Source organism: Prosthecobacter sp., from assembly GCF_044236155.1.
In the GTDB taxonomy this organism is placed as follows: domain Bacteria; phylum Verrucomicrobiota; class Verrucomicrobiia; order Verrucomicrobiales; family Verrucomicrobiaceae; genus Prosthecobacter.
The window spans coordinates 15,405-39,287 of sequence record NZ_JBIIHA010000023.1 but is presented as its reverse complement, the minus strand read 5'-3'; the positions used below and the strand labels follow the sequence as shown (position 1 = coordinate 39,287).

General features: G+C 60.1%; 19 protein-coding genes. 12 read left to right on the top strand and 7 right to left on the bottom strand.

Annotated features, from left to right (window positions below):
- Window positions 1-33: 33 nt before the first annotated feature.
- Window positions 34-1,668 (top strand): PQQ-binding-like beta-propeller repeat protein, encoded by a 1,635-nt coding sequence (locus ACILSE_RS17585; RefSeq protein ID WP_395718731.1) that lies wholly within the window; start codon window positions 34-36, stop codon window positions 1,666-1,668.
- A 60-nt stretch (window positions 1,669-1,728) separates the two neighbouring features.
- On the opposite strand, the gene ACILSE_RS17580 is transcribed toward ACILSE_RS17585, so the two are convergent.
- Together ACILSE_RS17580 and ACILSE_RS17575 are read right to left on the bottom strand one after the other, a co-directional pair.
- Complete coding sequence (locus ACILSE_RS17580; protein WP_395718730.1) at window positions 1,729-2,985, bottom strand: response regulator; 1,257 nt, start codon at window positions 2,983-2,985, stop codon at window positions 1,729-1,731.
- Window positions 2,986-2,990: 5 nt separating this feature from the next.
- Complete coding sequence (locus tag ACILSE_RS17575; protein WP_395718729.1) at window positions 2,991-4,349, bottom strand: sensor histidine kinase; 1,359 nt, start codon at window positions 4,347-4,349, stop codon at window positions 2,991-2,993.
- Window positions 4,350-4,586: 237 nt separating this feature from the next.
- Here ACILSE_RS17575 and ACILSE_RS17570 point away from each other — a divergent pair, with 237 nt between their 5' ends.
- From ACILSE_RS17570 to ACILSE_RS17560, 3 genes are all read left to right on the top strand, one after another.
- Window positions 4,587-5,714: a glycerate kinase gene (locus ACILSE_RS17570; protein ID WP_395718728.1), complete on the top strand. Its 1,128-nt coding sequence runs from the start codon at window positions 4,587-4,589 to the stop codon at window positions 5,712-5,714.
- 78 nt (window positions 5,715-5,792) lie between these two features.
- Entirely contained in the window at window positions 5,793-6,716 is a 924-nt protein-coding gene (fabD, locus tag ACILSE_RS17565) for an ACP S-malonyltransferase (RefSeq protein WP_395718727.1), read from the top strand.
- Window positions 6,717-6,720: 4 nt separating this feature from the next.
- Window positions 6,721-7,266 (top strand): redoxin family protein, encoded by a 546-nt coding sequence (locus ACILSE_RS17560; protein WP_395718726.1) that lies wholly within the window; start codon window positions 6,721-6,723, stop codon window positions 7,264-7,266.
- Between the two features lie 6 nt (window positions 7,267-7,272).
- On the opposite strand, the gene ACILSE_RS17555 is transcribed toward ACILSE_RS17560, so the two are convergent.
- From ACILSE_RS17555 to ACILSE_RS17535, 5 genes are all read right to left on the bottom strand, one after another.
- A complete protein-coding gene (locus tag ACILSE_RS17555; RefSeq protein ID WP_395718725.1) occupies window positions 7,273-8,880 on the bottom strand; it encodes an arylsulfatase in 1,608 nt (535 codons plus the stop codon).
- A 43-nt stretch (window positions 8,881-8,923) separates the two neighbouring features.
- Window positions 8,924-11,569 (bottom strand): DNA gyrase subunit A, encoded by a 2,646-nt coding sequence (gene gyrA / locus ACILSE_RS17550; RefSeq protein WP_395718724.1) that lies wholly within the window; start codon window positions 11,567-11,569, stop codon window positions 8,924-8,926.
- Window positions 11,570-11,617: 48 nt separating this feature from the next.
- Window positions 11,618-14,167, bottom strand: coding sequence for a DNA gyrase subunit B (locus ACILSE_RS17545; RefSeq protein WP_395718723.1), 2,550 nt, complete (start codon window positions 14,165-14,167; stop codon window positions 11,618-11,620).
- 224 nt (window positions 14,168-14,391) lie between these two features.
- Window positions 14,392-14,757, bottom strand: coding sequence for a 6-carboxytetrahydropterin synthase QueD (gene queD, locus ACILSE_RS17540; protein ID WP_395718722.1), 366 nt, complete (start codon window positions 14,755-14,757; stop codon window positions 14,392-14,394).
- Window positions 14,757-16,763, bottom strand: a complete 2,007-nt coding sequence (locus ACILSE_RS17535; RefSeq protein WP_395718721.1) for a sulfatase — start codon at window positions 16,761-16,763, stop codon at window positions 14,757-14,759. The genes queD and ACILSE_RS17535 overlap by 1 nt, the downstream gene beginning before the upstream one ends.
- Window positions 16,764-16,978: 215 nt before the next feature.
- Here ACILSE_RS17535 and atpB point away from each other — a divergent pair, with 215 nt between their 5' ends.
- The 8 genes from atpB (at window position 16,979) to atpC (ending at window position 23,831) form a co-directional block, all read left to right on the top strand.
- The gene (gene atpB, locus ACILSE_RS17530; RefSeq protein ID WP_395718720.1) at window positions 16,979-17,866 is read left to right on the top strand and encodes a F0F1 ATP synthase subunit A; all 888 of its coding nucleotides are present in this window, start codon (window positions 16,979-16,981) and stop codon (window positions 17,864-17,866) included.
- Window positions 17,867-17,942: 76 nt separating this feature from the next.
- Window positions 17,943-18,188 carry an ATPase gene (locus tag ACILSE_RS17525; RefSeq protein WP_395718719.1) on the top strand — a complete coding sequence of 82 codons (246 nt, stop codon included), beginning with the start codon at window positions 17,943-17,945 and terminating at the stop codon, window positions 18,186-18,188.
- Window positions 18,189-18,282: 94 nt separating this feature from the next.
- Window positions 18,283-18,822, top strand: a complete 540-nt coding sequence (locus ACILSE_RS17520; protein WP_395718718.1) for an ATP synthase F0 subunit B — start codon at window positions 18,283-18,285, stop codon at window positions 18,820-18,822.
- A gap of 36 nt (window positions 18,823-18,858) precedes the next feature.
- Window positions 18,859-19,257, top strand: coding sequence for an ATP synthase F1 subunit delta (gene atpH, locus ACILSE_RS17515; protein WP_395718717.1), 399 nt, complete (start codon window positions 18,859-18,861; stop codon window positions 19,255-19,257).
- Window positions 19,258-19,321: 64 nt separating this feature from the next.
- On the top strand, window positions 19,322-20,851 hold the full coding sequence (atpA, locus tag ACILSE_RS17510) for a F0F1 ATP synthase subunit alpha (protein ID WP_395718716.1): 1,530 nt from the start codon (window positions 19,322-19,324) through the stop codon (window positions 20,849-20,851).
- 40 nt (window positions 20,852-20,891) lie between these two features.
- On the top strand, window positions 20,892-21,770 hold the full coding sequence (gene atpG, locus ACILSE_RS17505; protein WP_395718715.1) for an ATP synthase F1 subunit gamma: 879 nt from the start codon (window positions 20,892-20,894) through the stop codon (window positions 21,768-21,770).
- Window positions 21,771-21,806: 36 nt separating this feature from the next.
- The gene (atpD, locus tag ACILSE_RS17500) at window positions 21,807-23,264 is read left to right on the top strand and encodes a F0F1 ATP synthase subunit beta (RefSeq protein WP_395718714.1); all 1,458 of its coding nucleotides are present in this window, start codon (window positions 21,807-21,809) and stop codon (window positions 23,262-23,264) included.
- Between the two features lie 150 nt (window positions 23,265-23,414).
- Window positions 23,415-23,831 (top strand): ATP synthase F1 subunit epsilon, encoded by a 417-nt coding sequence (gene atpC, locus ACILSE_RS17495; protein ID WP_395718713.1) that lies wholly within the window; start codon window positions 23,415-23,417, stop codon window positions 23,829-23,831.
- Window positions 23,832-23,883: the final 52 nt, after the last annotated feature.

Below are 23,883 nucleotides of genomic sequence, written 5' to 3'. Positions count from 1 at the left end.
CCCCTATTCCCTCACCCCTGCTTTTCCAACAACATGACCACCAAACTCACCCCCATCCTTGCCCTGGCACTCGCAGCCGCGGCTTCGCTCAAGGCTGCTGACTACTCCCAGTGGGGTGGCGGCAACACGCGCAACATGGTGTCCGATGAAAAAGGACTGCCCATCGACTTCGATCCCGGCAAAAAATACGGCCCCAAGGCCGCGCCGAAGATTGCCGGCCGTCTTCGTCCAGACGCGCAGGAGGCTAACAAAGGTCCTGGTGCCGAGGACATCGACATGAGCACCACCAAAAACTGCCTGTGGGTCGCCAAGCTCGGTTCCCAGACCTATGGCACGCCCATGATCGCCAATGGCAAGGTCTATGTCGGCACCAACAATGAGTCGCCGCGCAATGAGAAGCACATCGGTGACCGCGGAGTCGTGATGGTCTTCGATGAGTACACTGGCAAATTCCAGTGGCAGCTCGTCTCCCCTAAGATGGGCACCGGCAAGGTGAATGACTGGGAATACCTCGGCATCTGCGCCAGCCCCACCATCATCGGCGACAAAGGTTATGTGCCCGGCAACCGCTGCCAGATCATTTGCTTTGACGTCAATGGACTCGCCAACGGCAATCAGGGCATGCAGGACGAAGCCGCGTTCATGGCTCCGCTCGACAAAGATGGCAAGCCCACCGCCCCCATTCCGCCGGGAGACACCGACGCGGACATCCTGTGGGTTTACGACATGTACAAGGAGCTCGGCGTCTTCCAGCACAACGCCACCGCCGGCTATCCCCTCGTCGTGGACGGCAAGGTTTTCGTCCCTACCTGCAACGGCGTGGATTGGACACACACCAACATCCCCGCCCCGAACTCGCCGAGTTTCATCATGCTGAACGCCGAGGACGGCACCCTGCTCGGCGAGCAGGATCATGTGGCCTCCGAACGTGTGCTGCACTGCTCCTGGTCCTCCCCGAACTATTTGGAGATCGGCGGCAAAAAGCAGGTCATCTTCGCCGCAGGTGACGGCTGGGTCTATTCCATGGCCCCCGAGACCAAGAAGAACGCTGACGATCTCGACATCCTCGTCGAACACTGGCGCTACGACGCCAATCCGCCCGAGTACCGCAAAAACTCCGCCGGGGAACCGATCAAGTACGTCGAATACGACGGCCCCAGCGAGATCATCGCCACTCCCACCATCGCCGATGGCCTGATCTATGTGCCCATCGGCCAGGACCCCGAGCACGGCGAAGGCGTCGGCTGCCTCAGCTGCATCGACCCGAAAATGAGCGGTGACATCTCAGGGAAGGCCGTTTGGACCTTCAAAGGCATCGAGCGCACCATCTCCACTCCCGCGGTGAAGGACGGCCTTGTCTATGCCGCCGACTACACCGGCCGCGTGTTCTGCCTCGACGCCAAGACTGGCAAAGAATACTGGAAGTTCGACACCAAGGGCCACATATGGGCCAGTCCCGTCGTCGCTGACGGCAAGGTCTGGATCGGCAACGAGGAAGGCGAGCTCTTCATCCTGGCCGAAGGCAAGGAGCTCAAGGAGATCAAGACGATCGAATTCCCCTCCCCGCTTCTCAGCAGCGTTGTCGCCGCCAACGGCGCCCTCTATGTGACGACCCACACGCACCTCTACTGCTTCAAAGAAGGTGCCAAGACACCGGAGGCCAAGTAATTCAGGTTCTCACAGCATCTGATTCGAGAAAGGCGGGCCGCAAACACGGTCCGCCTTTTTTCATGCCGCCACCATCTCCTCGCGCTGCCTCCAGCGTTGCTCGTGCTGGAGCAACTGGCGGAAAAAGTCCTCTTCCCTCCTGATTTCGACGACGGGATGCAGAGGCATGGTGAGCTTGAGCTCCAGGCCACGAGGCTCCAGGTGGCGTGCCTCGGCGGTGCCGCCGTGTAGGTGCATCGTCACATAACAGGCCATCATGTTCACGCCAAAGTCATCCGGCTTGCGGCTGCGTGTGTAGAAGGGGTCGAAGAGATTGGCGGGCTTGTCCTTGTCCTCCCACGCGCCGGTGTCGCGCACATACATGACGAGATGCTCGCGACCTGTGGCGTCGCGTTTCACCTTGGCGCTGATTTGAATGCTGTCACCGGAGCTCAGGTGCGTGACCTCCTCCATGAAGATGAGACGCCACATCTGGCGGAAACGGCTGCCGTCCACCTTGAAGGCCGGGATGTCAGGAGCCAGTTCGACATCGACGTTGAGGTTTTTCGCCTGCAAGGAGGTGGCGAACATGGTGATCATCTCATCAAGCACACCGTTGAGCGTGCATTCCTCGTTGCGCTCGAGCTGCTTGGCATGGGATCCCTCGGCCAGCCGTGCCAGCAGGAGCTGGATGCGCTCAAGCTGCGCCTGGGCTTGATTTTGCACATCGATCCAGAACGAGGGATCGCGCGGATGCGCGCCGCCGGTCTCCTCCATGAGTTTCATGGGCGCCAGGTCGATGAACGCACGCACGACGGTCAGCGCGTTGCGCAGGTGATGATTCAAACCTTCCGCCAGGATGCCAAGGCCGGAGATTTTGTCCGCGGAGAGCATGTGCCGCACCGTGTCCGCCTTCTCGACCAACAGGCGCTCGCGCTCGACCAGCGCGTGATAGTAATCCAGCGCGTGCTTGATGACGGCTTCCAGCTCCTCGGGATTCCACGGCTTGTGCAAATAGCGGAAGCAGCGGCCGGAGTTCACCGCGTCCACCGCCGCCTGATAATCGGTGTAAGCGGTCACGAGGATGCGCACGAGGTTCGGGTTGAGCTTTCGCGCATGCTCCATCAGCTCCACGCCGCTCGCGCCGGGCATGCGCTGGTCGGTGAGCAGCAGGCCGATCTGCGGTCCGTGCTGCTGCAGGATGCGGTAGCCGTCCATCGCGTTGTTTGCGAGGTGGATCGTGTATTCGTCGCCAAAGATCTCCTTGAAGTAATGCAGCGCCTTCTCCTCGTCATCGACGTAGAGAATGTGATATGGCGATAGCGGCGTACCGGGCATGAGTTTCAGGCGTTTTCAGGTTTTTTGAGGCTGATCGTGAACTGGGTATGGCTGCCCTCCTCCGTGTCGATCCTCACCTCTCCGCCCATCTGCTGGATCAGGCGAAAACAAATGCTCAGGCCGAGGCCCATGCCCTGCCCGACTTGTTTCGTGGTGAAAAAGGGATCAAAGATCTTTGATAGGTTCTCCTTCGGAATGCCGGTGCCGTTGTCCCGCACGATCAAATCCACGCCCGTCGCAGTTTCGACGGCCTTCACGAGGATCGTCGCCTGCTGACAGCCTGCCAGCGCGTCCATGCTGTTTTGCACAAGGTTGAGCAGGATCTGAATCAGATGATTTTCGTCGCCCTGAACGATGGTTCCTGCGGGAATCTCGTCCACCAAAGCCACGCCACGGTCGCTGATCTCCTTCACCAGCAGCCGAAGTGCCTTACGGGAGGTTTCATGCAGGTCGATGGGCCGCAAGCCGCGATTCTCAGGATGCGCGAAGGTGCGCAGGTCGGACACGATGGCCGCCACACGGTCGATCCCCTCACCGATGTCGGCGGCGATGCTGTTGAACGACTCCGCGATCTCAGGAGGCAGTGTTTTGCCCTTCTTCTTGAGCAGATAGACCGCGGACTTCACGTAGTTCAGCGGGTTGTTGATCTCATGCACAATGCCCGCGCCGAGACGGCCGATGGAGGCGAGCTTCTCGCTCTGCGCGAGCTGGGCCTCGGTTTCGCGCAGTCGGTTCAGCGTCTCGGTCAGTTCGTCGTTCCGCGCCGCCAGTTCCTCGCGCTGGTCCTCCACCTTGCAGCGGCTGGCGAACTCACGCAGCCGGATCGCATGATGCTGACGGCTGCCGAAGTAGAGAACCACGCAGTTCAGCAGGATGAAGCCCGTGTTGTTCACGAAGATGCCCAGCGCGCGCGGGTCGTCGCTGGTGCGCAGATTCGGCAGCGTGGCCGCCAGATATGCCAGCAGCACCAGCCCGAGCGTGAGTCCGATCTCCCGAAACGTCCAGTGGAACACAAACGCCGTGGCCACGATGCACAGCGTCAGCCCCGCGTAATATCCCGAGCCTGGATCACCGCTGAGATAGATCATGAAACAGATCATCACCGCCGGCAGCAGCGGCAGCACCACGGGATAAGCCCGGCAGTACTTCCGGCCCAGCGAACCGTTCAAAGCCAGCAGCAGCGGCACGCAGCTCGCCGCGCAGGCAAGACGCAGCACCAGGAACTGCCAGAAGCGCTCAGGGTAGGCCATCCAGTCTAGGAAGCAGCACAGCGGCACGAGGATCATCACGAACCACGCCCCCATCCGAGCATTGCGCAGGTTCAGCTCCTGCTGCTCCAGCTCAAAACGGTTTGAATTCGGCACAGCAGCAGCAGGACCGCTGCTCGCACAACGGTCCTGACTGGGAACAGTCAGGGGCGTCCCGACCTCTGCCAAACTGGCTACAGACATAACTATTATAAATTTAATAATAAGGACCTCCTCAAAGCAAGGCTTATCCGGGCTTTTTTACATCTCCCTGACACCTCCGTGCCCACGCTTGGCGATTCAAAACGCACCCCGGCTTGGCAGTGAGCCAGCACTCGCCATCATGCGACGCGCATGCGCATACTCATCGCCATCGACAAGTTCAAAGGCTCCATCCCGGCCACCGTGGCTGCCAAAGCCATCGAATCCGCCCTCCAGCAGGCCATCCCTGGCATCGATTGCGATTCCTGCCCCATCGCTGACGGCGGCGAAGGCACCGCCGAAGCAGTCATCGCCGCCATGAACGGGAAATGGTGTGAAACCGCCACCTTCGACGCCCAAAACCGCCCTGTCACGGCTCGTTACGGCCTCGCCCGGGATGCTGGCAACCTCGAAGCCATCATGGAAATGAGCGCCGCGTCCGGCCTGGCCATGGTCAGCGATCTTCCGCTCGATCCTGCCACCGCAAGCACCTCCGGCACTGGTTTGATGCTCCTGGAAGCCATCGAGCGCGGCGTGAGCCGCATCGTCATCGGCATCGGTGGCAGTGCCACGAATGATGCCGGCGTCGGCATGGCTGCGGCGCTCGGTTTCCGCTTTCTGGATGCGAAAGGTGCGCCGCTGACGCCGGTCATTCAAAACATGGACCGGTTGGCAAAAATCGAATGCCCCGACCTGTGGATGCCGCCTGAAATCCTCGTCGCCTGCGATGTGAACAATCCCCTGCTCGGCCCGCACGGCTGCACCCGCGTCTATGGCCCTCAGAAAGGCGTCAAAGACTTCGAGTTCTTCGAATCACGCCTCCAACAACTCGCCGATATCGTGCGGCGTGATCTCAGCGTCGATCACCGCGACGTTCCCGGCGCTGGAGCCGCCGGGGGGCTCGGATTCGGCCTCATGAGCTTCTGCGGGGCCAAACTCACCAGCGGGTTCGATCTCATCGCCGATCTCGTTCATCTGCGTGACCGCATCGCCGCCGCCGACCTCGTCATCACCGGTGAAGGCCGTCTCGATGCCCAAACCCTCCACGGCAAAGGCCCCATGGGCGTCGCCGACATGGCCCGCGAGCTCGGCAAACCCGTCGCAGCCTTCGCCGGAGCCATTGAGGCCGAAGACCAGCTTCGCACCCGCTTTGATCTCCTCTGCGCCATCAAACCCGCAGACATGCCCCTCGCCGAAGCCATGCGACGCGGCCCCGAGCTTCTTGAAACCGCCGTCCTCCAGCAAGCCCACGCCTTGCAAGCACTTGCACAGCCACACTGACCGTGCTCAATCCCATCCAGTCATCCAGCAACCACCATCCAGCAACCACCATCCAGCAACCACCATCTAGCATCCAGCATGAAAGCAGTTCTCCTCTTCGCCGGTCAAGGCGCGCAAAAAGTCGGCATGGGCAAAGACATCGCCGAAGCCTATCCCGCAGCCCGCGCCCTCTTTGACCAGGCGGATGCCGCCCTCGGCTACTCGCTCACGAACGTCATGTTCGAAGGCCCGATGGAGGAGCTCACCAAAACCAGCCGCTGCCAGCCCGCGCTTTACGCCCAGGGACTCGCCCTGCTCGAAGTGCTCAAATCCAAGGTCCCCTCGCTCGAAATCGCCGCCACCGCCGGTCTTTCCCTCGGTGAATTCACCGCGCATGCCGCCGCAGGCACCTTCGACTTCGCCACCGGCCTCAATCTCGTCTTCCAACGCGGCAGCTTCATGGAGGAAGCCTGCGAAAACACCAAAGGGGCCATGCTCGCTCTCCTCGGGGGTGAAGAATCCGCCATCCGCGAACTCGCCGCAGAATGCGATGTCGATGTCGCCAACCTGAACGCTCCCGGACAGATCGTCCTCAGCGGCAGCGCCGAAGGCATCGCCGCCGCCGCGGCCAAATCGAAGGACAAAGGCATCAAGCGCGCCATTCCCCTGCCCGTCGCCGGTGCTTATCACAGCCGCTTGATGAAGTCCGCGCAGGACAAACTCGCCGCCGTGCTCGCCAGCGCGCCGATCCAGAGCCCCAAGGCGCCTGTCGTCTGCAACTTCGAAGCCCGCCCCGTCTCCACACCCGAGGAAATTCGCGCCACGCTCACCAGCCAGGTCACCGGCAGCGTTCGCTGGGTCGAAAGCATGCAGCATCTCATCGCCGCCGGTCACACGCTCTTTATCGAACTCGGCCCCGACGCCACCCTCGCCGGTCTCATGGGCAAGATCGACAAGGCCGTGAAGGTCATCACGATCAAAGACACCGCCTCGCTCGACGCGGCCGTCGCCCAACTGCAATAAGGCCATGAAGCACCTGCTTTGCGTCCTGCTGCTGCTCACCCGCATCGCCTCCGCGCTCGAGCTGCCCGCCACCGACGGCAAGACCTACGATCCTGCCGGCGCAGGCGACAAGAAGGCCGTCGTGCTGTTCTTCGTGTCGCCGTTTTGCTCCACCACGCGGCCGTTCATGAAGGAGATCAACCAGATCGCTGCCGACTACGGTGACCGCGTCGTCGTTTATCTCGTGCATTCCGATTCCGAGATCACCAAGGAGGTCGCGCTGGAGCATGCCATCCTCAACGATGTCAACGCCACCGTGCTGATCGACAAGCAGCAGACTCTCGCGAAGCAGGTGCAGGCCAAAATCACGCCCGAGGCCGTCGTGCTCTCACCGAAAGCCGAAACCCTCTACAAAGGCCGCATCAACGACCTCTACCTCGGCCCCACCAAGCGCCAGCGTGCCGCGACCACCAAGGATCTGCGCGATGCCCTTGACGCCATCCTTGCTGGCAAACCAGTTCCCTCGCCGCAGCACGAAGCTCAGGGCTGCAAGATCGGCGGCATCAAGTGATTCGGCTCAATCGTCCGCCTTCGCCTTGCTCTTCCCTTTCTTCTTGGCGTTTCCAGCAGGCTTCGGCCCCGCTTGCGCGACAAACTCCGCCTCCAGCTTCTCCCAGCGTGCCGCCATCGCCTTCAGGAGCTCGGGTTCCTTCGCGGCGAGGTTGTTCGACTCGGCCCGGTCGTTGCTAAGGTTGTAGAGTTCCCACGCATCGCCGTTGTCGGCGGCGCTGACGATCTTCCAGTCGCCTTCACGCAAGGCACGGTTGCCAGAGTGATGCCAGAACAGGAAATCACGGCTGATCGTCTCATCCTTCGCAAACGCCGGCACCAAGCTACGCCCAGGAAACGGCGGCGCATTCTCCGGCATCGCCGGCTTCGCATCACCCGCTAGCGCGAGCAGTGTCGGCACCACATCAATCACATGCGCAGGTGAGTGACGCAGTTCCCCCTTCGCGGTGATGCCCTGCGGCCAATGTGCGATGAACGGCGTGCTGATGCCGCCTTCGTGCACCCAGATCTTGTGACGACGAAACGGCGTGTTCGACACCGTCGATCCGCCTGGACCAAGACAGAGATAACTCTCCGCCGCGCCCATCGGCGCGGCTTTGTTATGCCCCAGGCCGCGCACCATCACCTCCGCGCTCGCGCCATTGTCGGAGAGAAACAGGATCAGCGTGTCCTCGAAGGCATTCATCGTCTTCAACTGCTCCAGCACGCGACCGATCTCACGATCCATGCGGTCGATCATCGCCGCATGAATCGCCTGCTTCATCGCCTGAAACTGCTTCTGCTCCTCGCTGAGGCTCTCCCACGGCACCGCATGCCGCGTTTCACCCGGCCCGAGGATTGCCAGATCACTCTCCTTGCCACTTGGGGCTGTGATTTGTGGCTCAGGATCGGAAAGTGTCGTCGAGACGAGCCCCAGCTGCTTCTGCCGCTCAAATCTCGCCGCCCGCGTCGTCGGCCAGCCTTTGAGATACGTGTCTTTGTATTTCGCGATGTCCTCCGGCAGCGCCTGGATCGGGAAATGCGGCGCGGTGAAGGCGATGTAACTGAAGAACGGCTTCTCCGCATGCTGCTGTGCATGCTCATTCAAAAAGTCGATCGCATGATCCGCGATCGCGATGCTCGAATACCACGGCCCCTTCGGTTCCGGCTGTGGCACATCATCCAGCTCGTGCCTCTTCGGATGAAAGTGATTGTCCTGCTGCGCCACATGGTAGGAATGCGTGAAGCCCGCGTCCTTCACCACCTTCGGCGTATTGCCCACATGCCACTTGCCCGAGTGATAGCTGCGGTAGCCCAGTGCCGAGAGCCGCTGTGGCAACGTGCGCACCCAGGCCGGAAATCTGCCGTATTGCGGATCCATCCCGATCTGCTGCGCATAATGCCCCGTCATCAGCACGCTTCGTGTCGGCCAGCACCGCGCCGTATTGTAAAACTGCGTGAACCGCAGCCCGCCCGCCGCCAGCTTGTCCAGATTCGGCGTCGCGATCTCGCTGCCATAGCAACCGAGATCGGAATAGCCGAGATCATCGGCGAGAAAGATGACAAAGTTCGGCTTCGACGACGCGACTTGCGCCGAAAGGCAAAACGCAATCAACAATAGGAATGATCGGATCATGGCGGACATCGAAACGCCACCACAAACCACTTCATACCTCAAATCATGCTTCACCTTCCGGTGGAGTCGCTTCAGGTGTCGTTCCCGGCGCAGCATCAGCCGCGGCATTCTCAGCGGCCTCGACCTCCGGCTCCGCATCCTCGGCGACCACCGTGGCGACGTCCTGAATGCTTTCGCCTTCGTTGAGGCCCATGAGCTTGACGCCCTGGGCGTTGCGGCCGGTCTCGCGGATGTCACAGACGCGGATGCGCACGCTCTGGCCTTTGGTGGTCATGAGCATGAGCTCGTCCTTGTCATGCACCGCCTTGGCGGCGACGACTTTGCCAGTTTTCTCGGTGACGTTCATCGTGGTGACACCTTTGCCGCCGCGATTGGTGAGGAGACGGTATTCGTCGAAGGCGGTGCGCTTGCCGAGGCCGTTCTCGCTCACGACGAGGAGCATGGCTCCAGGTTCATTCGTGAGACAGCTCACGAGGAAGTCACCATCATCCAGGGTGATGCCGCGAACACCGGCGGTGGCGCGGCCGATCGGACGAAGGTTCGGGGACTCGGGATCATCCCCCGTCTCATGGAAGCGGGCGCACATGCCCTCATGCGTGACGAGGCAGATTTCCTTGTTGCCGTCGGTGAGCACGCAATCAACGAGGTCATTGCCTTCGTCGAGCTTGATGGCGATGATGCCGTCCTTGCGGTAGTTTTTGAACTCTTCGAGCGCGGTCTTCTTCACCGTGCCGTCCTTCGTGGCGAACAGCACATACTTGTCGGCGGCCCACATGGCTTCGTCTTCCGCGCCCTGTGCCTTGAGGATGAGAACGCTGGCGATTTTCTCCTCCGAGCGCAGGTTGAGCAGGTTTTTGATGCTGCGACCTTTCCCGGTGCGCGGTGCCTCGGGAATCTGATATACACGCTCCACATACATGCGGCCTGTATTCGTGAAGAAGAGCAGGAAGTCGTGCAGGTGCGCGCTGAAAAGGTGCTCGACGAAGTCGGCGGCCTCCTCCTCGCTCTGCGCTTCGCGAGTCTCCATGCCTTTGAGGCCTTTGCCGCCACGGCCCTGCACGCGGTATTCGGCGGTGGGCGTGCGTTTGATGCTGCCGAGATGTGTCATGGTGACGACCGTCGGCTCGTTCGGGATAAGGTCGATGCTCTGAATCTCGCCCTCCGCCGCCTCGATGCGGGTGAAGCGCGGCGTGGCGTGCTTGGCCTTGATGGCCTGCAGCTCGTCCTTGATGATCTGCAACACGCGGATCTCGCGGGCGAGGATGTCCATCAAATCGCGGATGCTGGTGAGGATCTCGTCGTAGTCGGCCTTGATCTTGTCACGCTCGAGTCCGACGAGCTGGTAGAGGCGCAGTTCGAGGATGTCATCGACCTGCTTGTCGGTGAAGACATAGCGATCGCCCTGAATGCTGGCCTGGCCGCGAATAAGGATGCCAAGCTGCTCGGCGGTGCTGACGCTGAAGTTGTAGGCCTTCAACTGGGCCCGTGCGTCGTCACGCGTGCGGCTGTCACGGATGATCCTGATGAAGTCGTCGAGATGACCGAGCGCCAGGAGCTGCGCCTCCATCTTCTCCGCCTTCTGCTCTGCTTGTTTGAGCAAATAACGCGTGCGGCGGATGATGACCTCGCGGCGATGCTCGATGTAGCACGCGATCGCGTCCTTCATGCTGAGCACGCGCGGCTTCCCGCCGTCGATGGCCAGCATGTGGATGGAAAAGCTCGTCTCCAGCGCGGTGTGCTTGTAGAGATTGTTCAGCACGACCTGTGAGCGCGCGTCGCGCTTCAGGTCGATGACAACGCGGGTGTTTTCGTCGGATTCATCACGAACGCTGCTGATCTCGGTGATGATCTTCTCATTGGCGAGCTCGGCGATGCGCTTCACCAGCTCCGCACGGTTCACGTTGAACGGAATCTCGGTGATGATGATCTGCTCGCGGTTGCCGTTCTCGACGACCTCCGCCTGGCCGCGGATTCGGACGGCCCCATGACCGGTTTCCATGTATTCGCGGATGCCACTGGTGCCCTGAATCACGCAGCCGGTCGGGAAATCCGGCCCCTGGATGAACTGCATCAGTTCGCCGCAGGTGATCGCGGGATTGTCCACCTGCGCGCACACCGCATCGACGACCTCGCCCAGATTGTGCGGCGGCATGTTTGTGGCCATGCCCACGGCAATGCCGGTGCCGCCATTGACGATGAGATTCGGGAACGCCGCCGGGAAGACAGTCGGCTCGGTGAGACGCTCGTCGTAGTTCGGGACGAAATCGACGGTCTCCTTGTCCATGTCGGACATCAAAGTGCCGCCGAGGTGCGTCATGCGCGCCTCCGTGTAACGCATGGCAGCCGGAGGATCGCCTTCCACAGACCCGAAGTTCCCCTGCGGATCAATCAACGGCTCGCGCATGGCCCACGGCTGCCCCATGTGCACCAGCGTCGGATAAATCACCGCCTCACCGTGCGGATGGTAGTTACCGGAGGTGTCACCCGCGATCTTCGCGCACTTCATGTGCTTCTTCGGGGGATACAGCGACAGCTCATGCATCGCATAGAGGATGCGGCGCTGGGAGGGCTTCAGTCCATCACGCACGTCCGGCAAGGCACGTGAGATGATGACGGACATGGAGTAGTCGAGGAACGAGTTTTTGACCTCATCAGCGACTGAAATCGGACGTGTGTTGGGCTCTTGCATCGAAGGAAACGGTAAAGCGTTGAATGAACGGGTTCGGATGTGAGCGGACTAGACATCCAGGTTGCGCACATTGAGCGCATTCTCTTCGATGAAGTGCTTGCGGGGCTCGACCACGTCTCCCATGAGGATCGTGAAGATGCGTTCTGCCTCGTGGGCATTGCTCTCGTCGAGCTTGATCTGGAGCAGGGTGCGCTTGTTCGGGTCCATGGTTGTCTCGAACAACTGCTTGGCGTTCATTTCACCCAGACCTTTGAATCGCTTGATCTCCATGCCGCGTTTACCGATCTCCATGACTTTGTCGAGGATGCCCGGGATGCTGAACACAGGATGCACCTTGGCGTTGTCACCATCACCTTCGACGATCTCGAACAGCGGCTTGTCCTGGCTGCTGAAGTGATCAACATGCAAACCAAGTTCGTCGAGTTGCTGGAAGCGGCGTTTCATGCCATGAGCCTCGTGAATCTCGATCAGGCGGGCACGGCGTGTCGTCTTCGGCGTGGTGCCGTTGCCGTTCGCATCCGTCGGCGCGTCGGGCTTGGCAAAAAGATGCAGATCGTTGTTTTCGCGGGCAAAAGCAGCGAGCTGTTCGTTGCCGAGGAAGTAGAGCACCTGCTCTTCATTGCCTTCACGGATCATGACCAGGTAATGCGGCAGATTGCCCGTCGCTTCATCACGTGCCTGGAGATAACTCTCAAAATCACCGCCGTGACGACGGATGATGTCGGCAAACTTGGCCAGAGGCACGAGCAGATCGAGAATCGCCTTGAGGCGGTCGGCTTCGATCTTGCTGCCGTCACTCATGTTCCGGAGGCTGATTTCGCCGGAGCCGAGTTCGAGCAGGATGGCGTCCATCTCGGCGTCGCTCTGCACATATTCCTCGCGCTTTTTGCGCGTCACCTGATACAGCGGCGGCTGGGCGACATAGATGTGGCCGCGCTTCACGAGCTCCGGCATCTGGCGGAAGAAGAACGTGAGCAGCAGCGTGCGGATGTGGCTGCCGTCCACGTCGGCGTCGGTCATGATGACGATTTTGTGGTAGCGGAGCTTCTCGATGTTGAAGGAGCCTTCCACTTCGCTGTCGCCACCGATGCCGGTGCCTATCGCGGTGATCATCGTCTGGATTTCCTTGTTCTGGAGCACCTTTTCGAGACGCGCTTTCTCCGTGTTGATCAATTTACCACGGAGCGGCAGGATCGCCTGATTGTGACGGTTGCGGCCCATCTTCGCAGAGCCACCGGCGGAGTCACCCTCGACAATGAACAACTCGGTCTTCGCCGGATCACGCTCGGAACAGTCGGCCAGCTTGCCCGGCAGGCCACCGCTGCTCATCGCGTCCTTGCGGATCGCTTCACGGGCCTTGCGGGCCGCTTCGCGTGACTTCGCGGCTATGATGATGTTTTTGATGACCTCGACTGCGGTGTCGGGATTCTCGTCAAAGTAACGCAGCAGGCCCTCATAGACGACGGAGTTCACCACACCTTCAACCTCGCCGTTCACGAGCTTCACCTTCGTCTGCGAGTTGAAGCGCGGATTCGGCAGTTTGACACTCAAAACGCAGATCAGACCTTCGCGGCAGTCATCACCCTCAATGTCCGGCAGCTTTTCTTTAAACGCCTTCGGATTCGCATTGATGTACTGCTTCACCGCCTTGGTGAGAGCGGTCTTGAGGCCGCTGTAATGGGTGCCGCCGTCGGGATTCGGGATCGCATTGGCAAAGCACAGTGTCTGCTCGCTGAGCCCCTTGTTGTATTGAAGCACGCAGTCCACCAGGATGAACTTCGGCTTGTCGTCGATCATGATCTCACGGCGACCGGCCAGCGCGATCGGCTCAGGATGCACCTTGTCCTTGTCAGCACCCATCTCGCGCACGAACTGCTTCACACCCTCGGTGTAGAGCAGCGTCTCCGTGCGAGCCGGCGTCACGCGCTCATCGGTGACAGTGATGTTGATGCCGGGATTGAGGAAGGCCAGCTCACGCAGGCGCACAAGCAGACGGTCAAAGTTGAACGTCGTGGTGATCGTGAAGATCGTCGCGTCCGGGAAAAAGGTGATCTTCGTGCCGGTGCGCTTCGGATCCTCAAGGTCGCCGAGCACCGTGAGCGGCTCGGTGGTGATGCCGCGCTCGAAGCCGATGGCGTGGATTTTGCCATCGCGATAAACCTCGCACTTGAACCAGTCGGAGAGCGCGTTCACGCACTTCGCGCCGACGCCGTGCAGACCGCCGGAGAATTCATACGCGCCATCGCCGAACTTGCCGCCCGCGTGCAGGTTCGTCAGCACCAGCTCGACCGTGGGGATGCCCTTCGCATGCATCTCGACCGGAATGCCGCGGCCGTCGTCCTCGACGCTGAGCGAGCCGTCGCTGTGGATCGTGACGCTGACGTTTTTGCAATTGCCCGCGAGATGCTCGTCGATGGAGTTGTCCACCACCTCAAACACACAGTGATGCAGGCCGCGCTCATCGGGATCGCCGATGTACATGCCCGGGCGGAGGCGGACGGCCTTGAGGCCTTCGAGATGCTGGATTTGTTCGGCACCGTAAGCCTGGTTGGCGGCTACATGAGTGGTGCTGTGGAGGTCGTTGTTGTCGTCTGACATGAGTCTGTTCTGGCGGGATGTTCCATCGACTGAATCCGTCCAAAAACCGCTACCGGAAACGTGCTCGATGAAGGCGTTTTCAGACTAGCAAGATGGGGGGGCGAGCAAAGGAAATTTTGCCCCGAAACGCAGTCTTTTTCAGCCCTCGGGCGACTCAAGCCAGGTCCTGCAAACCCAGCCGCTCATGATCCCGGCCAGAACGCTGAAACAACGAGAGCCGACGCTCAGAATTCGCCGCGGAAGATGCAGCGGGCGTTTGGCGTCTCGTGCAGCACGATCTCGCAGAGGCCGGGAAGCTGGGGCGCGAGCTTTTTCCACAGCCAGGCGCACATGTTCTCGATGGTGGGGTTTTCGAGGCCCTCGATCTCATTGAGGTAGGAATGATCGAGCTGCTCCATGATCGGTTTCATGGCCTTCGAGATTTCGGCGTGGTCATAGACCCAGCCAATGTGCGGATTGACCTCGCCCTCGATGGCGATCTCCAGCTTGAAGGAGTGGCCGTGCATCTTGGTGCACTTGTGCTCACAGGGCAGGTTTGGCAGCGTCTGGGCGGCCTCGAAGCGGAAGTCTTTGATGATGCGGGCGCGCATTATGGTTTCGCGGTTGGAGTGGGGATGTGAGGGGAGAGCACGGTGAGATTCAAACGATGAACCTGGCCGTCAAACGGCGTGCTGTTGGGATAGTTCGCAGCCTTCAAGATGCCGAAACTCTGACCGACGGCGATGCCGGATTTCGGCTCGTGCGGAAAACCTGCTTCAAAAGGAGCCACGCCGATGACCTCGCTGTGACCAGGCACGGCAATGGAGAGGGCGCCGCCGCCATCAACCAGCGCCCGGATGTTCACACGTCCCTTTTCGAGCGCAGCACCGGTGACCTCGGCCGCTTTTCCATCCACGAAAACAGTCAGGGTTGGCTTTGCGGCAACGAGATGCAGCGCGTAGCCGGATTGCGCGTCCCCCTGGGCCAGCAAGGTGCTGTCCTGGTCCACCAGCGGATCGAAGTCGAACACAGCGTCGATGAAAACACCCCTGCCCTGTAGTTTGGGAGCCTCCCCGGCGCTGATTTCGTCGCCGATGCTCAACATGAGGTCCACCGAGCCGGACGGACTGGCGGGTTTCACCATTTCCGAGACCGGACGCACAGCGCTTTTGAACTCCGCCGGGAAAAAGGCGGCCAGGCGTACCTTTTCCGGCACAAGATCAGGTTTGGCGGCAAGATTGGTCCATTCGTTGGGATCACTTTGATGATCGTAAAGCTCCTCGCCGCCGTCAGCATAACGAATGTAGCGCCAGCGCTCGTCACGGGCCGCGTAGCCGGCGTTTTTGCCGCCGCTCATACAGATGATGGCGGGCTTCTCGCGTTTCGCCGTCGGATCGAGCAACAAGGGCTTCAAGCTCGCGCCGTCGAGGTGTTCCGGCTTCGGCAACTTCACAAGATCGCAAAGCGTGGGATACAAATCAATCAAGGCCACGGGCTGCGCCGACGCGGTATCCGGTTTGGTGGCTCCGGGAGCGTAAATCGTGAGCGGAACACGCGTGGTCGGCTCCCAGAGCTTGCCTTTGTGCCACATCTGCTTCTCGCCGAGATACCAGCCATGATCGGACGTGAAGACGATGATGGTGTTCTTCGCGTTCGGGCCTTTCTCCACGGCCTCGAGGATTCGGCCTAGCATCGCATCGCAAAAGGCCACGTTCGCGAGATAGGCGCGCACGGCGGCCTTCCAGAGGTTCTTTTCGACGATCTTCTGATGATGGCCATCCTTGAGGTGCGACTTCGCGATGGCGGGTACATCGTCGAGATCATCTGCCTTCACCTCCGGCAGTTTGATCGAGTCCAATGGCAGCGCGTCGAAGTATTTCTGCGGCACATACCATGGGGAATGCGGCCGGTAGAGGCCGAGGGCGAGGAAGAACGGCTTCTTTTGCTTTTGAGAAAGGAATTCAGCCGCGAAGGCGGCAATCTGGCCGTCATCAGTCTTCTCATCCTCGACTTGAATGCCACCCCAGTCCCAATGCCAAATGTTGAGGCCGTTGAAGTTCTGCCCGGTGTGGATGGGGAGGTCCGGGATCTGCACGCCGACGCTCGGAAAGCGCTGATCCCAGGCTGCGTCCTGCTCAAATCCACGCCTGCCACCGTGCCAGCCCGTGAGACGACCTTCCGGACCGCCATGGTTCGCGTGGAAAATCTTCCCCGCCGCCACTGTGAGATAACCTTGCGCTTTGAAATGCTCAGGCAGCGTCGGCTTGCCCGCGATCTGCACGCTGCGCCGCCAGTCCTGTTCGTTGCCAAAGACACCACTCGACGATGGCAGCATTCCGGTGAGCAGGCTGGTGCGGGATGGATTGCACAGGGCGTAATTGCAATGCGCGTTCGTGAAGCGCATGCCCTTCTTTGACAGGCGGTCCATGTTGGGCGTCACCGACTGCGGATGGCCGCCCATCCAGCCAACGTAGTCACGCAGATCGTCCGCGATGATAAACAGCACGTTCGGCTTGCCGTAGGCGGAAGCTGCACGCGACTTCGACTTCGTCGCCGCTGGCAGTAAGCCAGGAACGAGGGCGAGCAGGAGCGTCCATGTGCGGATGATTTTCAGCATTCGCGCAAGCCTTGCATGGGCTGCTGGCTCTGTCGAGCAAGCGTCACATCCGCGGTGAAGGGAGGTGCATTTTTAAGCGCCCCAAACCCCTTTGAATGACCTTGTGAAATTTTTCACAAATAGGGCTTGCGACCCTCCGTGCCGTTGGCTAAAAACACGTCCCGCTTATTCCTGCCGGGCTCTAGTCTTTACCTCCCGGGCAGACGCTACCAATCATGTCGTTCAACCTTTCTCAACCAGCCTCTTTCTCGCCGTTGCTCGCCAACGTGCACAGTTATGCCTCGGAGCTGTTCGAGAAGAACGGAAAGCTTGGCTTCGTGACGAACTCGGTTTTGGTGGCGCTGGTCGTGCTCACCTTGGTTCTCTGGTTTTCCCGCAAGGCCACCAAGAACATGACGCTGGTCCCACACAAGGCGCAGAACTTGTTCGAGTTCATCGTTGAGTTCCTTTATGACCGCGTGGTGGGCATCGTGGGTGAAAAGCAGGCCAAGCTGGCCTTTCCGCTTCTCGGCACTCTTTTTATCTACATCCTCGTGTCCAACTGGTTTGGCCTGCTTCCGGGTGTCGGCACCATTGGCTGGGGTGAGAGTACCGGTCTTCTATCTGTGAAGGCTGCTGACGATCCGCTCCTCCGCCCACCGACAGCCGACTTGAACGCCACCATTGGCATCTCCGTGTCAGCCTTCCTCGTGTGGCTGTTCCTGACAATTAAAGAAGTAGGCGTGTGGGGTTTCTTGGTTCACACCTTCGGCCCGAAGGGCGGCCTTAAGGGCGTCATGGGTGTCGCGGTGGCAGCGGTCTTCCTTTTCGTCGGCGTGATTGAAATTGTCTCGATCATGATCCGACCAGTGACGCTCTCCATACGTCTCTTCGGTAACATTTTCGCCGGAGAGAATGTGCTGCACACGATGAGCGACCTGCTGGCAGGTCAGGGCCCCGTGCTGAGCTTCTTGGGCAGCATCGCTCTCCCCCTGCCCTTTTACTTCATGGAGTTGTTGGTTGGCCTGCTCCAGGCCATCGTTTTCACCCTGCTCTGCACGGTTTACATCCAGCTTTCGACCACTCACGATGACCACGGTCATGAGGAGGATGGTCATCATTAATCTCTGAATTTGCCTGCGGGACCATGCGCAAAGTGTGGACGCTGGCGAAATGACACACACCAATAGACACAACACTATGACAATGGAACTCATCTCGATGGCCGCTGAAGGCGCTGCCGCTGCCACTGGCGGCGTTACTGGAAACCTCACCATGGCAATCGGCGGCGCCGGTGCTGCTCTTGGCGTGGGTATGGTTGGCTCCAAGGCTGTGGAAGCCGTTGGCCGCAATCCCGGCGCTTTCGGCAACATCCTGACCCTTGGCATTATCGCCATGGCCCTCGCTGAAGGTCTTGGCATCATCGCCTACCTCGGCGGTTTCTAATCGACCGTTTCGCGGCGGGTTGCCCACGGCAGCCCGCCGCTTCTCCTCCTTTCCCCTCACTTCTCCCACTCCTTTAGTTCTCCTTATTCCGCTTATGATCTCTGCCACGCCTATCATCATCGCAGCAGGCAAGGTTGACGCCATTGTTGAAAAGTTCGGACTCGCGTGGGGCAAGTTCATCGCCCAGGTCATCATCTTCTGGGTCGTTTTCACCATTTTAAAGAAATACGCCTTCGGCCCTATTCTTGGCATGCTGGAGCAGCGTCGTCAGCGCATCGCCGATGGTGAAGCGAAGCTGGAAAAGATCGCCAAGGATGCTGCTGAGGCAGCAAAGAACTCCCAAGCCATCATTGATAAGGCGGAGGCTGATGCAGCCCGTCGCATTAAGGAGGCTGACGAAGCCTCGAAGGCTCTCCAGGAGCGCCGTCAGCAGGAAGCCGTGGCTTCAGCCAACACCATCATTTCCAAGGCCCGTGAGGCTGCTGAGCTCGAAAAAGAGCAGCTCATGTCCCAGTTGAAGCGCGAGTTCGGCCGCATGGTTTCTGACGCCACCAGCCGCGTCACCGGCAAGGTCCTCAACAACGATGACCAGACCCGCATCAACCAGGAAACCGCCGCCCAGGTCTCGGCTTAATCCGGACACCGCGAACCGAGAACTGCGACACGCGCCATGAAAATCTCCAAAGAAGCCCGCCGCTCCTCCCGCCAGCTCTTCCGCGCCTGCATGGTGGACGGAAAGCTCGACGAGGCCCGCGTGCGCAAAGTGGTGAGCAGCGTCGCTCAGAGCAAGCCGCGTGGCTTCATGGGTATCCTTGATGCTTTTGCTCGTCTTGTTTCGAATGAGGTGAACCGCCAGCGTGCGCAGGTCGAAAGCGCCTCCGCTTTGGCCCCCGCCACACGAACCGAGCTCCAGGCCAGCCTTTCCAAGAAATACGGTCGCGAGCTCACCCTCGACTTCAGCGTGAACCCCGAGCTCCTCGGCGGCATCCGCGTCAAAGTCGGCTCCGACGTGTGGGACGGCAGCGTGAAGGCTCGATTGGAGAGCCTCGCCGCCTCCTTGGCCGCCTAAGATTCGTCACTCGCCATTCTAAATTCGTCATTTTCATCCGCCCTCGCTTTTACCCCGCAAAACCATGAGCAACATCCTTCAAGAGATCGAATCCCAAATTGCCGGCCTCAAGACCGCCGTCACGAAGTCCAATGTGGGCATCGTCCGTGAAATCGGCGACGGCGCCGCCAAGATTGAAGGCCTCAGCGATGTCATGCTCAATGAGATGATCGAGTTCCCCGGCGGCGTCTATGGCCTCGCCCTGAACCTCGAAGAAACCGAAGTGGGCTGCGTGCTTCTCGGCTCCGGTGAAAACGTCAAGGCAGGCGATGAAGTCAAGACCACCGGCCGCCTCCTCTCCGTGCCCGTCGGCAAGAGCCTCCTCGGCCGCGTCGTGAACGCTCTCGGTCAGGCCATCGACGGCAAAGGCGAGATCAAAGGTGAAACCCAGTATCCCGTCGAAAAGCTCGCTCCTGGCATCATCGCCCGTAAATCCGTCTCCGTCCCCGTGCAGACCGGCATCATGGCCATCGACGCCATGATCCCGATTGGCCGTGGTCAGCGTGAGTTGATCATCGGTGACCGCTCCACCGGCAAGACCACCATCGCCGTGGACACCATCATTTCCCAGGCGCAGCAAAACAAAGCCGCCGAGCAGGGCAAGCTCCAGGGCCACAAGCCCCTCTACTGCATCTACGTCGCCATCGGCCAGAAGCAGTCCAACATTGCCCGCGTCGTGAAGACCCTCGAAGACGCCGGTGCGATGGAATACACCACCATCGTCTCCGCCTCCGCCTCCGACTCCGCGGTGAATCAATACCTCGCTCCGTATGCCGGTTGCGCCATCGGTGAGTGGTTCATGGATCAGGGCCAGGACGTGCTCATCGTCTTTGATGACCTTTCCAAGCAGGCCGTCGCCTACCGCCAGGTGTCCCTCATCCTGAAGCGCCCCTCCGGTCGTGAAGCCTATCCGGGTGACGTGTTCTATCTCCACTCCCGTCTCCTCGAGCGCTCCTGCCGCGTCAGCGAAAACTACGGCGGCGGTTCCATGACCGCTCTGCCGATCATCGAGACGCAGGCCGGCGACGTGTCCGCCTACATCCCGACGAACGTGATCTCCATCACCGACGGCCAGATCTTCCTCGAAACCGACCTTTTCTACCAAGGCATCCGCCCCGCCATCTCCGTCGGTCTTTCCGTCTCCCGCGTGGGTTCCGCCGCGCAGACGAAGGCCATCAAGAAGGTCTCCGGCACCACGAAGCTCGACCTCGCCCAGTTCCGCGAGCTCGCCGCCTTCGCCCAGTTCGGTTCTGACCTCGACGCCGGCACGAAAGCCAAGCTCGACCGCGGTGCCCGCATCGTGGAACTCTTCAAGCAGCAGCAGTATCAGCCGAAGAGCCTGCCCATCATGGTCAGCACGCTTTACGCGATGCAGAAGGGCTACTTCGACAGCGTCGCCGTCGATCGCGTGAAGGAATTCCAGGCCAAGCTCGAAGACTACCTCACCACCCGCAAAGCCGAGCTCATGGGCCAGCTCGCCAATGAGAAGGCCCTCGACAAGGTCGAAGAAGGTCTCAAGTCCGCCCTCGACGACTTCAAAGCGTCCTGGAAGTAATTTGATTCAGGAATCAGGAATCTAAAATCAGGAATCTCAAATGCCTTCCACACGCGACATCCGACGCCGAATCAAATCGGTCAAAAACACGGCCCAGATCACCAAGGCCATGCAGCTCGTCGCGGCCGCGAAGATGAAAAAAGCGCAGGACCAAGCCGCCAACGGCCGTCACTACGCCGAGATGCTGAACAAGATTCTCGTCAATCTGAAGGAGAAAGCCGAAGAAGGTCTCCACCCCTTCTTCAGCGAAGGAAAAGGCGGCAAAGTGCTCGTTTTGCTCGTTTCCAGTGACAAAGGCCTCTGCGGAGCCCTGAACACGAATCTCTTCAAAAAGCTCATCACGACCGATTTCGGCACTGAAGACGTCGATTACGTCACCGTCGGCAAAAAAGGCGTCCAGGCCATCAACCGCCTGCGCCGCCACCTGCTAGCCGATTTCCCCATCAAGGACCCCGCCAAGTTCGCCGAGGTCCGCGGCGTCGGCCGCTTCCTCCAGGAAAAATTCCTCACGGGTGAGTACAAGAAGGTGCTCGTCGTCTTCAACAACTTCATCAACACCGTCACCGTCGTCCCCACCGTCGAGCAGATCCTGCCCGTCAATCCGGTGACCCTCGGCGGCAAGCGTGACTTTGCCCCGGAGATCGCCACCGCGACCGCCACGACCGAGTACACCTTTGAGCCCAGCGCCGCTGTGGTCTTCGAGACCGTCCTTCCGCAGTATGTGAACGACACCGTGTATCAGATGGTGCTCGAATCCCGCGCCAGCGAGCACTCCAGCCGCATGGTGGCCATGAAGAACGCCACCGACAACGCCAAGCAGATGATCAAGGACCTCAGCCTCGAGTACAACAAGCTCCGCCAGGCCGCAATCACCAACGAACTCCTCGAAATCACGACGGCCAAGATGGCTCTGGAGTAATCCCAAGTTTCACATTCAAATTTCAAATCACCCAACATGAGCAACATCGGCAAAATCGTCCAAGTCATCGGTCCCGTCGTGGACGTGGATTTCTCCGCCTCCGGCAAGCTTCCGGCCATCTACAACGCCCTCGAGATCAAGTTCGAGCAGGGTGGCAAGGCCGCACGCCTCATCTGCGAAGTGCAGCAGCACCTCGGTGACGGCTGGGTTCGCTCCATCGCCATGATTTCCACCGAAGGCCTCAAGCGCGGCATGGACGTCCTCGACACTGGCGGCCCCATCACCGTCCCCGTCGGCGAAGAAGTGCTCGGCCGTATCTTCAACGTCACTGGCGACGCTTGCGATGACCAAGAAGCTCCGAAGACCGAAAAGCGCTACGCCATTCACCGCGCCGCTCCTGCTCTCGTTGACCAGAATCCATCCGCTCAGATCCTCGAAACCGGCATCAAGGTCATCGACCTCATCTGCCCCTTCACCAAGGGTGGTAAAGTCGGCGCCTTCGGTGGTGCTGGCGTCGGCAAGACCGTCGTCATCATGGAACTCATCAACAACATCGCCAAAGGCCACGGTGGTTACTCCGTGTTCGCCGGCGTGGGCGAGCGTACTCGTGAAGGGAACGACCTTTACCACGAAATGATCGAGTCCGACGTTATCAAGGTGAAGAAGAACGGCCACGACATCGTGAAGAACGACCAAGGCGGTTACATCAGCGAGCCCGGCTCCAAAGTGGCCCTCGTGTACGGCCAGATGAACGAGCCTCCCGGTGCCCGTCTCCGCGTCGCCCTCTCCGCCCTCTCCATGGCCGAGTACTTCCGCGATGAAAAGAACCAGGACGTGCTCTTCTTCGTCGATAACGTCTTCCGTTTCTCCCAGGCCGGTTCCGAAGTGTCCGCTCTCCTTGGACGCACACCTTCCGCCGTGGGTTACCAGCCTACTCTCGCCGCGGAAATGGGTCAGATGCAGGAGCGAATCACCTCCACCAAGACCGGTTCCATCACGTCCTTCCAGGCCGTTTACGTACCTGCCGATGACTTGACCGACCCCGCCCCGGCCAACACCTTCGCCCACCTTGACTCCACCGTCGTGCTTGAGCGTTCCCTCGCCGAGCTCGGCATCTACCCGGCCGTCGATCCTCTCGCCTCCGTGTCCAAGGCCCTCGCGCCTGAAATCGTCGGTGAAGAGCACTACCGCGTCGCTCGTGGCGTCCAGCGCGTCCTTCAGCGCTACAAAGACCTTCAGGACATCATCGCCATTCTCGGCATGGACGAACTCAGCGAAGAAGACAAGCTCACCGTCTTCCGCGCTCGTAAGCTCCAGCGCTTCCTCTCCCAGCCCTTCCACGTTGCCGAAATCTTCACCGGCACCAAAGGCGAATACGTCTCCGTCAAAGACACCGTCAAAGGCTTCGCCGAAATCCTCGACGGCAAGCACGACGACGTCCCCGAAGCCAACTTCTACATGAAGGGCGGCATTGATTCTGTGAAGAAGTCTTGAGACCTTTTCGCTACCCGAAAATGACGAAATCCGAATGACGAATGACGAAAGAATGACCAAGCCCGAATTCTCCCCGCCTTCGTCATTTGCCCTTCGTTATTAGTCATTCCTTCGTCATTCTGATTTAGTCATTCGTCATTCTTCCCCGCCATGCCCCTTAAACTCGAAATCGTGACCCCAGAGGCCCGCATCTTTTCCGATGAGGTCGATACCGTCGTGCTTCCGGGTTACGAAGGCGAAATGGGCGTCCTTGCCGCACACGCCAACCTCGTGACCACGCTGCTCCCTGGTGAGCTGCGCATCACCAAGGGCGGTAAAACGACCGAAATGGCCGTCGGCGAAGGTTTGGTCGAAGTCACCGGCACCGTCACCCGCATCCTGACCGACATGGCCATCGACGCGGACAAGATCGACGAAAAAGCCGTCGAAGAAGCCCTCGCCCGCGCCCAAAAGTCCCTCGCCGACCTCAAACCCGGCGAGCAGCAGGAAGAAGTCGCCGCCGTCATGGCCATGATCCAGCGCAGCACCGCCCAGCTGCATGTGAAGCGCAAGCGCAGGACGGTCTGATCTGTTTTTTCTTCCCTTTTCAGAACAGGCAATGCTTCGGCATTGCCTTTTT

Coding starts and splice junctions, on each gene's coding strand:
- atpG (WP_395718715.1), top strand. CDS start 20,892: ATGCCTTCCACACGCGACATCCGACGCCGAATCAAATCGGTCAAAAAC.
- atpD (WP_395718714.1), top strand. CDS start 21,807: ATGAGCAACATCGGCAAAATCGTCCAAGTCATCGGTCCCGTCGTGGAC.
- ACILSE_RS17580 (WP_395718730.1), bottom strand. CDS start 2,985: ATGCCCGGTACGCCGCTATCGCCATATCACATTCTCTACGTCGATGAC.
- ACILSE_RS17555 (WP_395718725.1), bottom strand. CDS start 8,880: ATGATCCGATCATTCCTATTGTTGATTGCGTTTTGCCTTTCGGCGCAA.
- ACILSE_RS17535 (WP_395718721.1), bottom strand. CDS start 16,763: ATGCTGAAAATCATCCGCACATGGACGCTCCTGCTCGCCCTCGTTCCT.
- ACILSE_RS17560 (WP_395718726.1), top strand. CDS start 6,721: ATGAAGCACCTGCTTTGCGTCCTGCTGCTGCTCACCCGCATCGCCTCC.
- atpA (WP_395718716.1), top strand. CDS start 19,322: ATGAGCAACATCCTTCAAGAGATCGAATCCCAAATTGCCGGCCTCAAG.
- ACILSE_RS17545 (WP_395718723.1), bottom strand. CDS start 14,167: ATGTCAGACGACAACAACGACCTCCACAGCACCACTCATGTAGCCGCC.
- ACILSE_RS17525 (WP_395718719.1), top strand. CDS start 17,943: ATGACAATGGAACTCATCTCGATGGCCGCTGAAGGCGCTGCCGCTGCC.
- atpH (WP_395718717.1), top strand. CDS start 18,859: ATGAAAATCTCCAAAGAAGCCCGCCGCTCCTCCCGCCAGCTCTTCCGC.
- ACILSE_RS17585 (WP_395718731.1), top strand. CDS start 34: ATGACCACCAAACTCACCCCCATCCTTGCCCTGGCACTCGCAGCCGCG.
- fabD (WP_395718727.1), top strand. CDS start 5,793: ATGAAAGCAGTTCTCCTCTTCGCCGGTCAAGGCGCGCAAAAAGTCGGC.
- atpB (WP_395718720.1), top strand. CDS start 16,979: ATGTCGTTCAACCTTTCTCAACCAGCCTCTTTCTCGCCGTTGCTCGCC.
- ACILSE_RS17570 (WP_395718728.1), top strand. CDS start 4,587: ATGCGCATACTCATCGCCATCGACAAGTTCAAAGGCTCCATCCCGGCC.
- atpC (WP_395718713.1), top strand. CDS start 23,415: ATGCCCCTTAAACTCGAAATCGTGACCCCAGAGGCCCGCATCTTTTCC.
- queD (WP_395718722.1), bottom strand. CDS start 14,757: ATGCGCGCCCGCATCATCAAAGACTTCCGCTTCGAGGCCGCCCAGACG.
- gyrA (WP_395718724.1), bottom strand. CDS start 11,569: ATGCAAGAGCCCAACACACGTCCGATTTCAGTCGCTGATGAGGTCAAA.
- ACILSE_RS17520 (WP_395718718.1), top strand. CDS start 18,283: ATGATCTCTGCCACGCCTATCATCATCGCAGCAGGCAAGGTTGACGCC.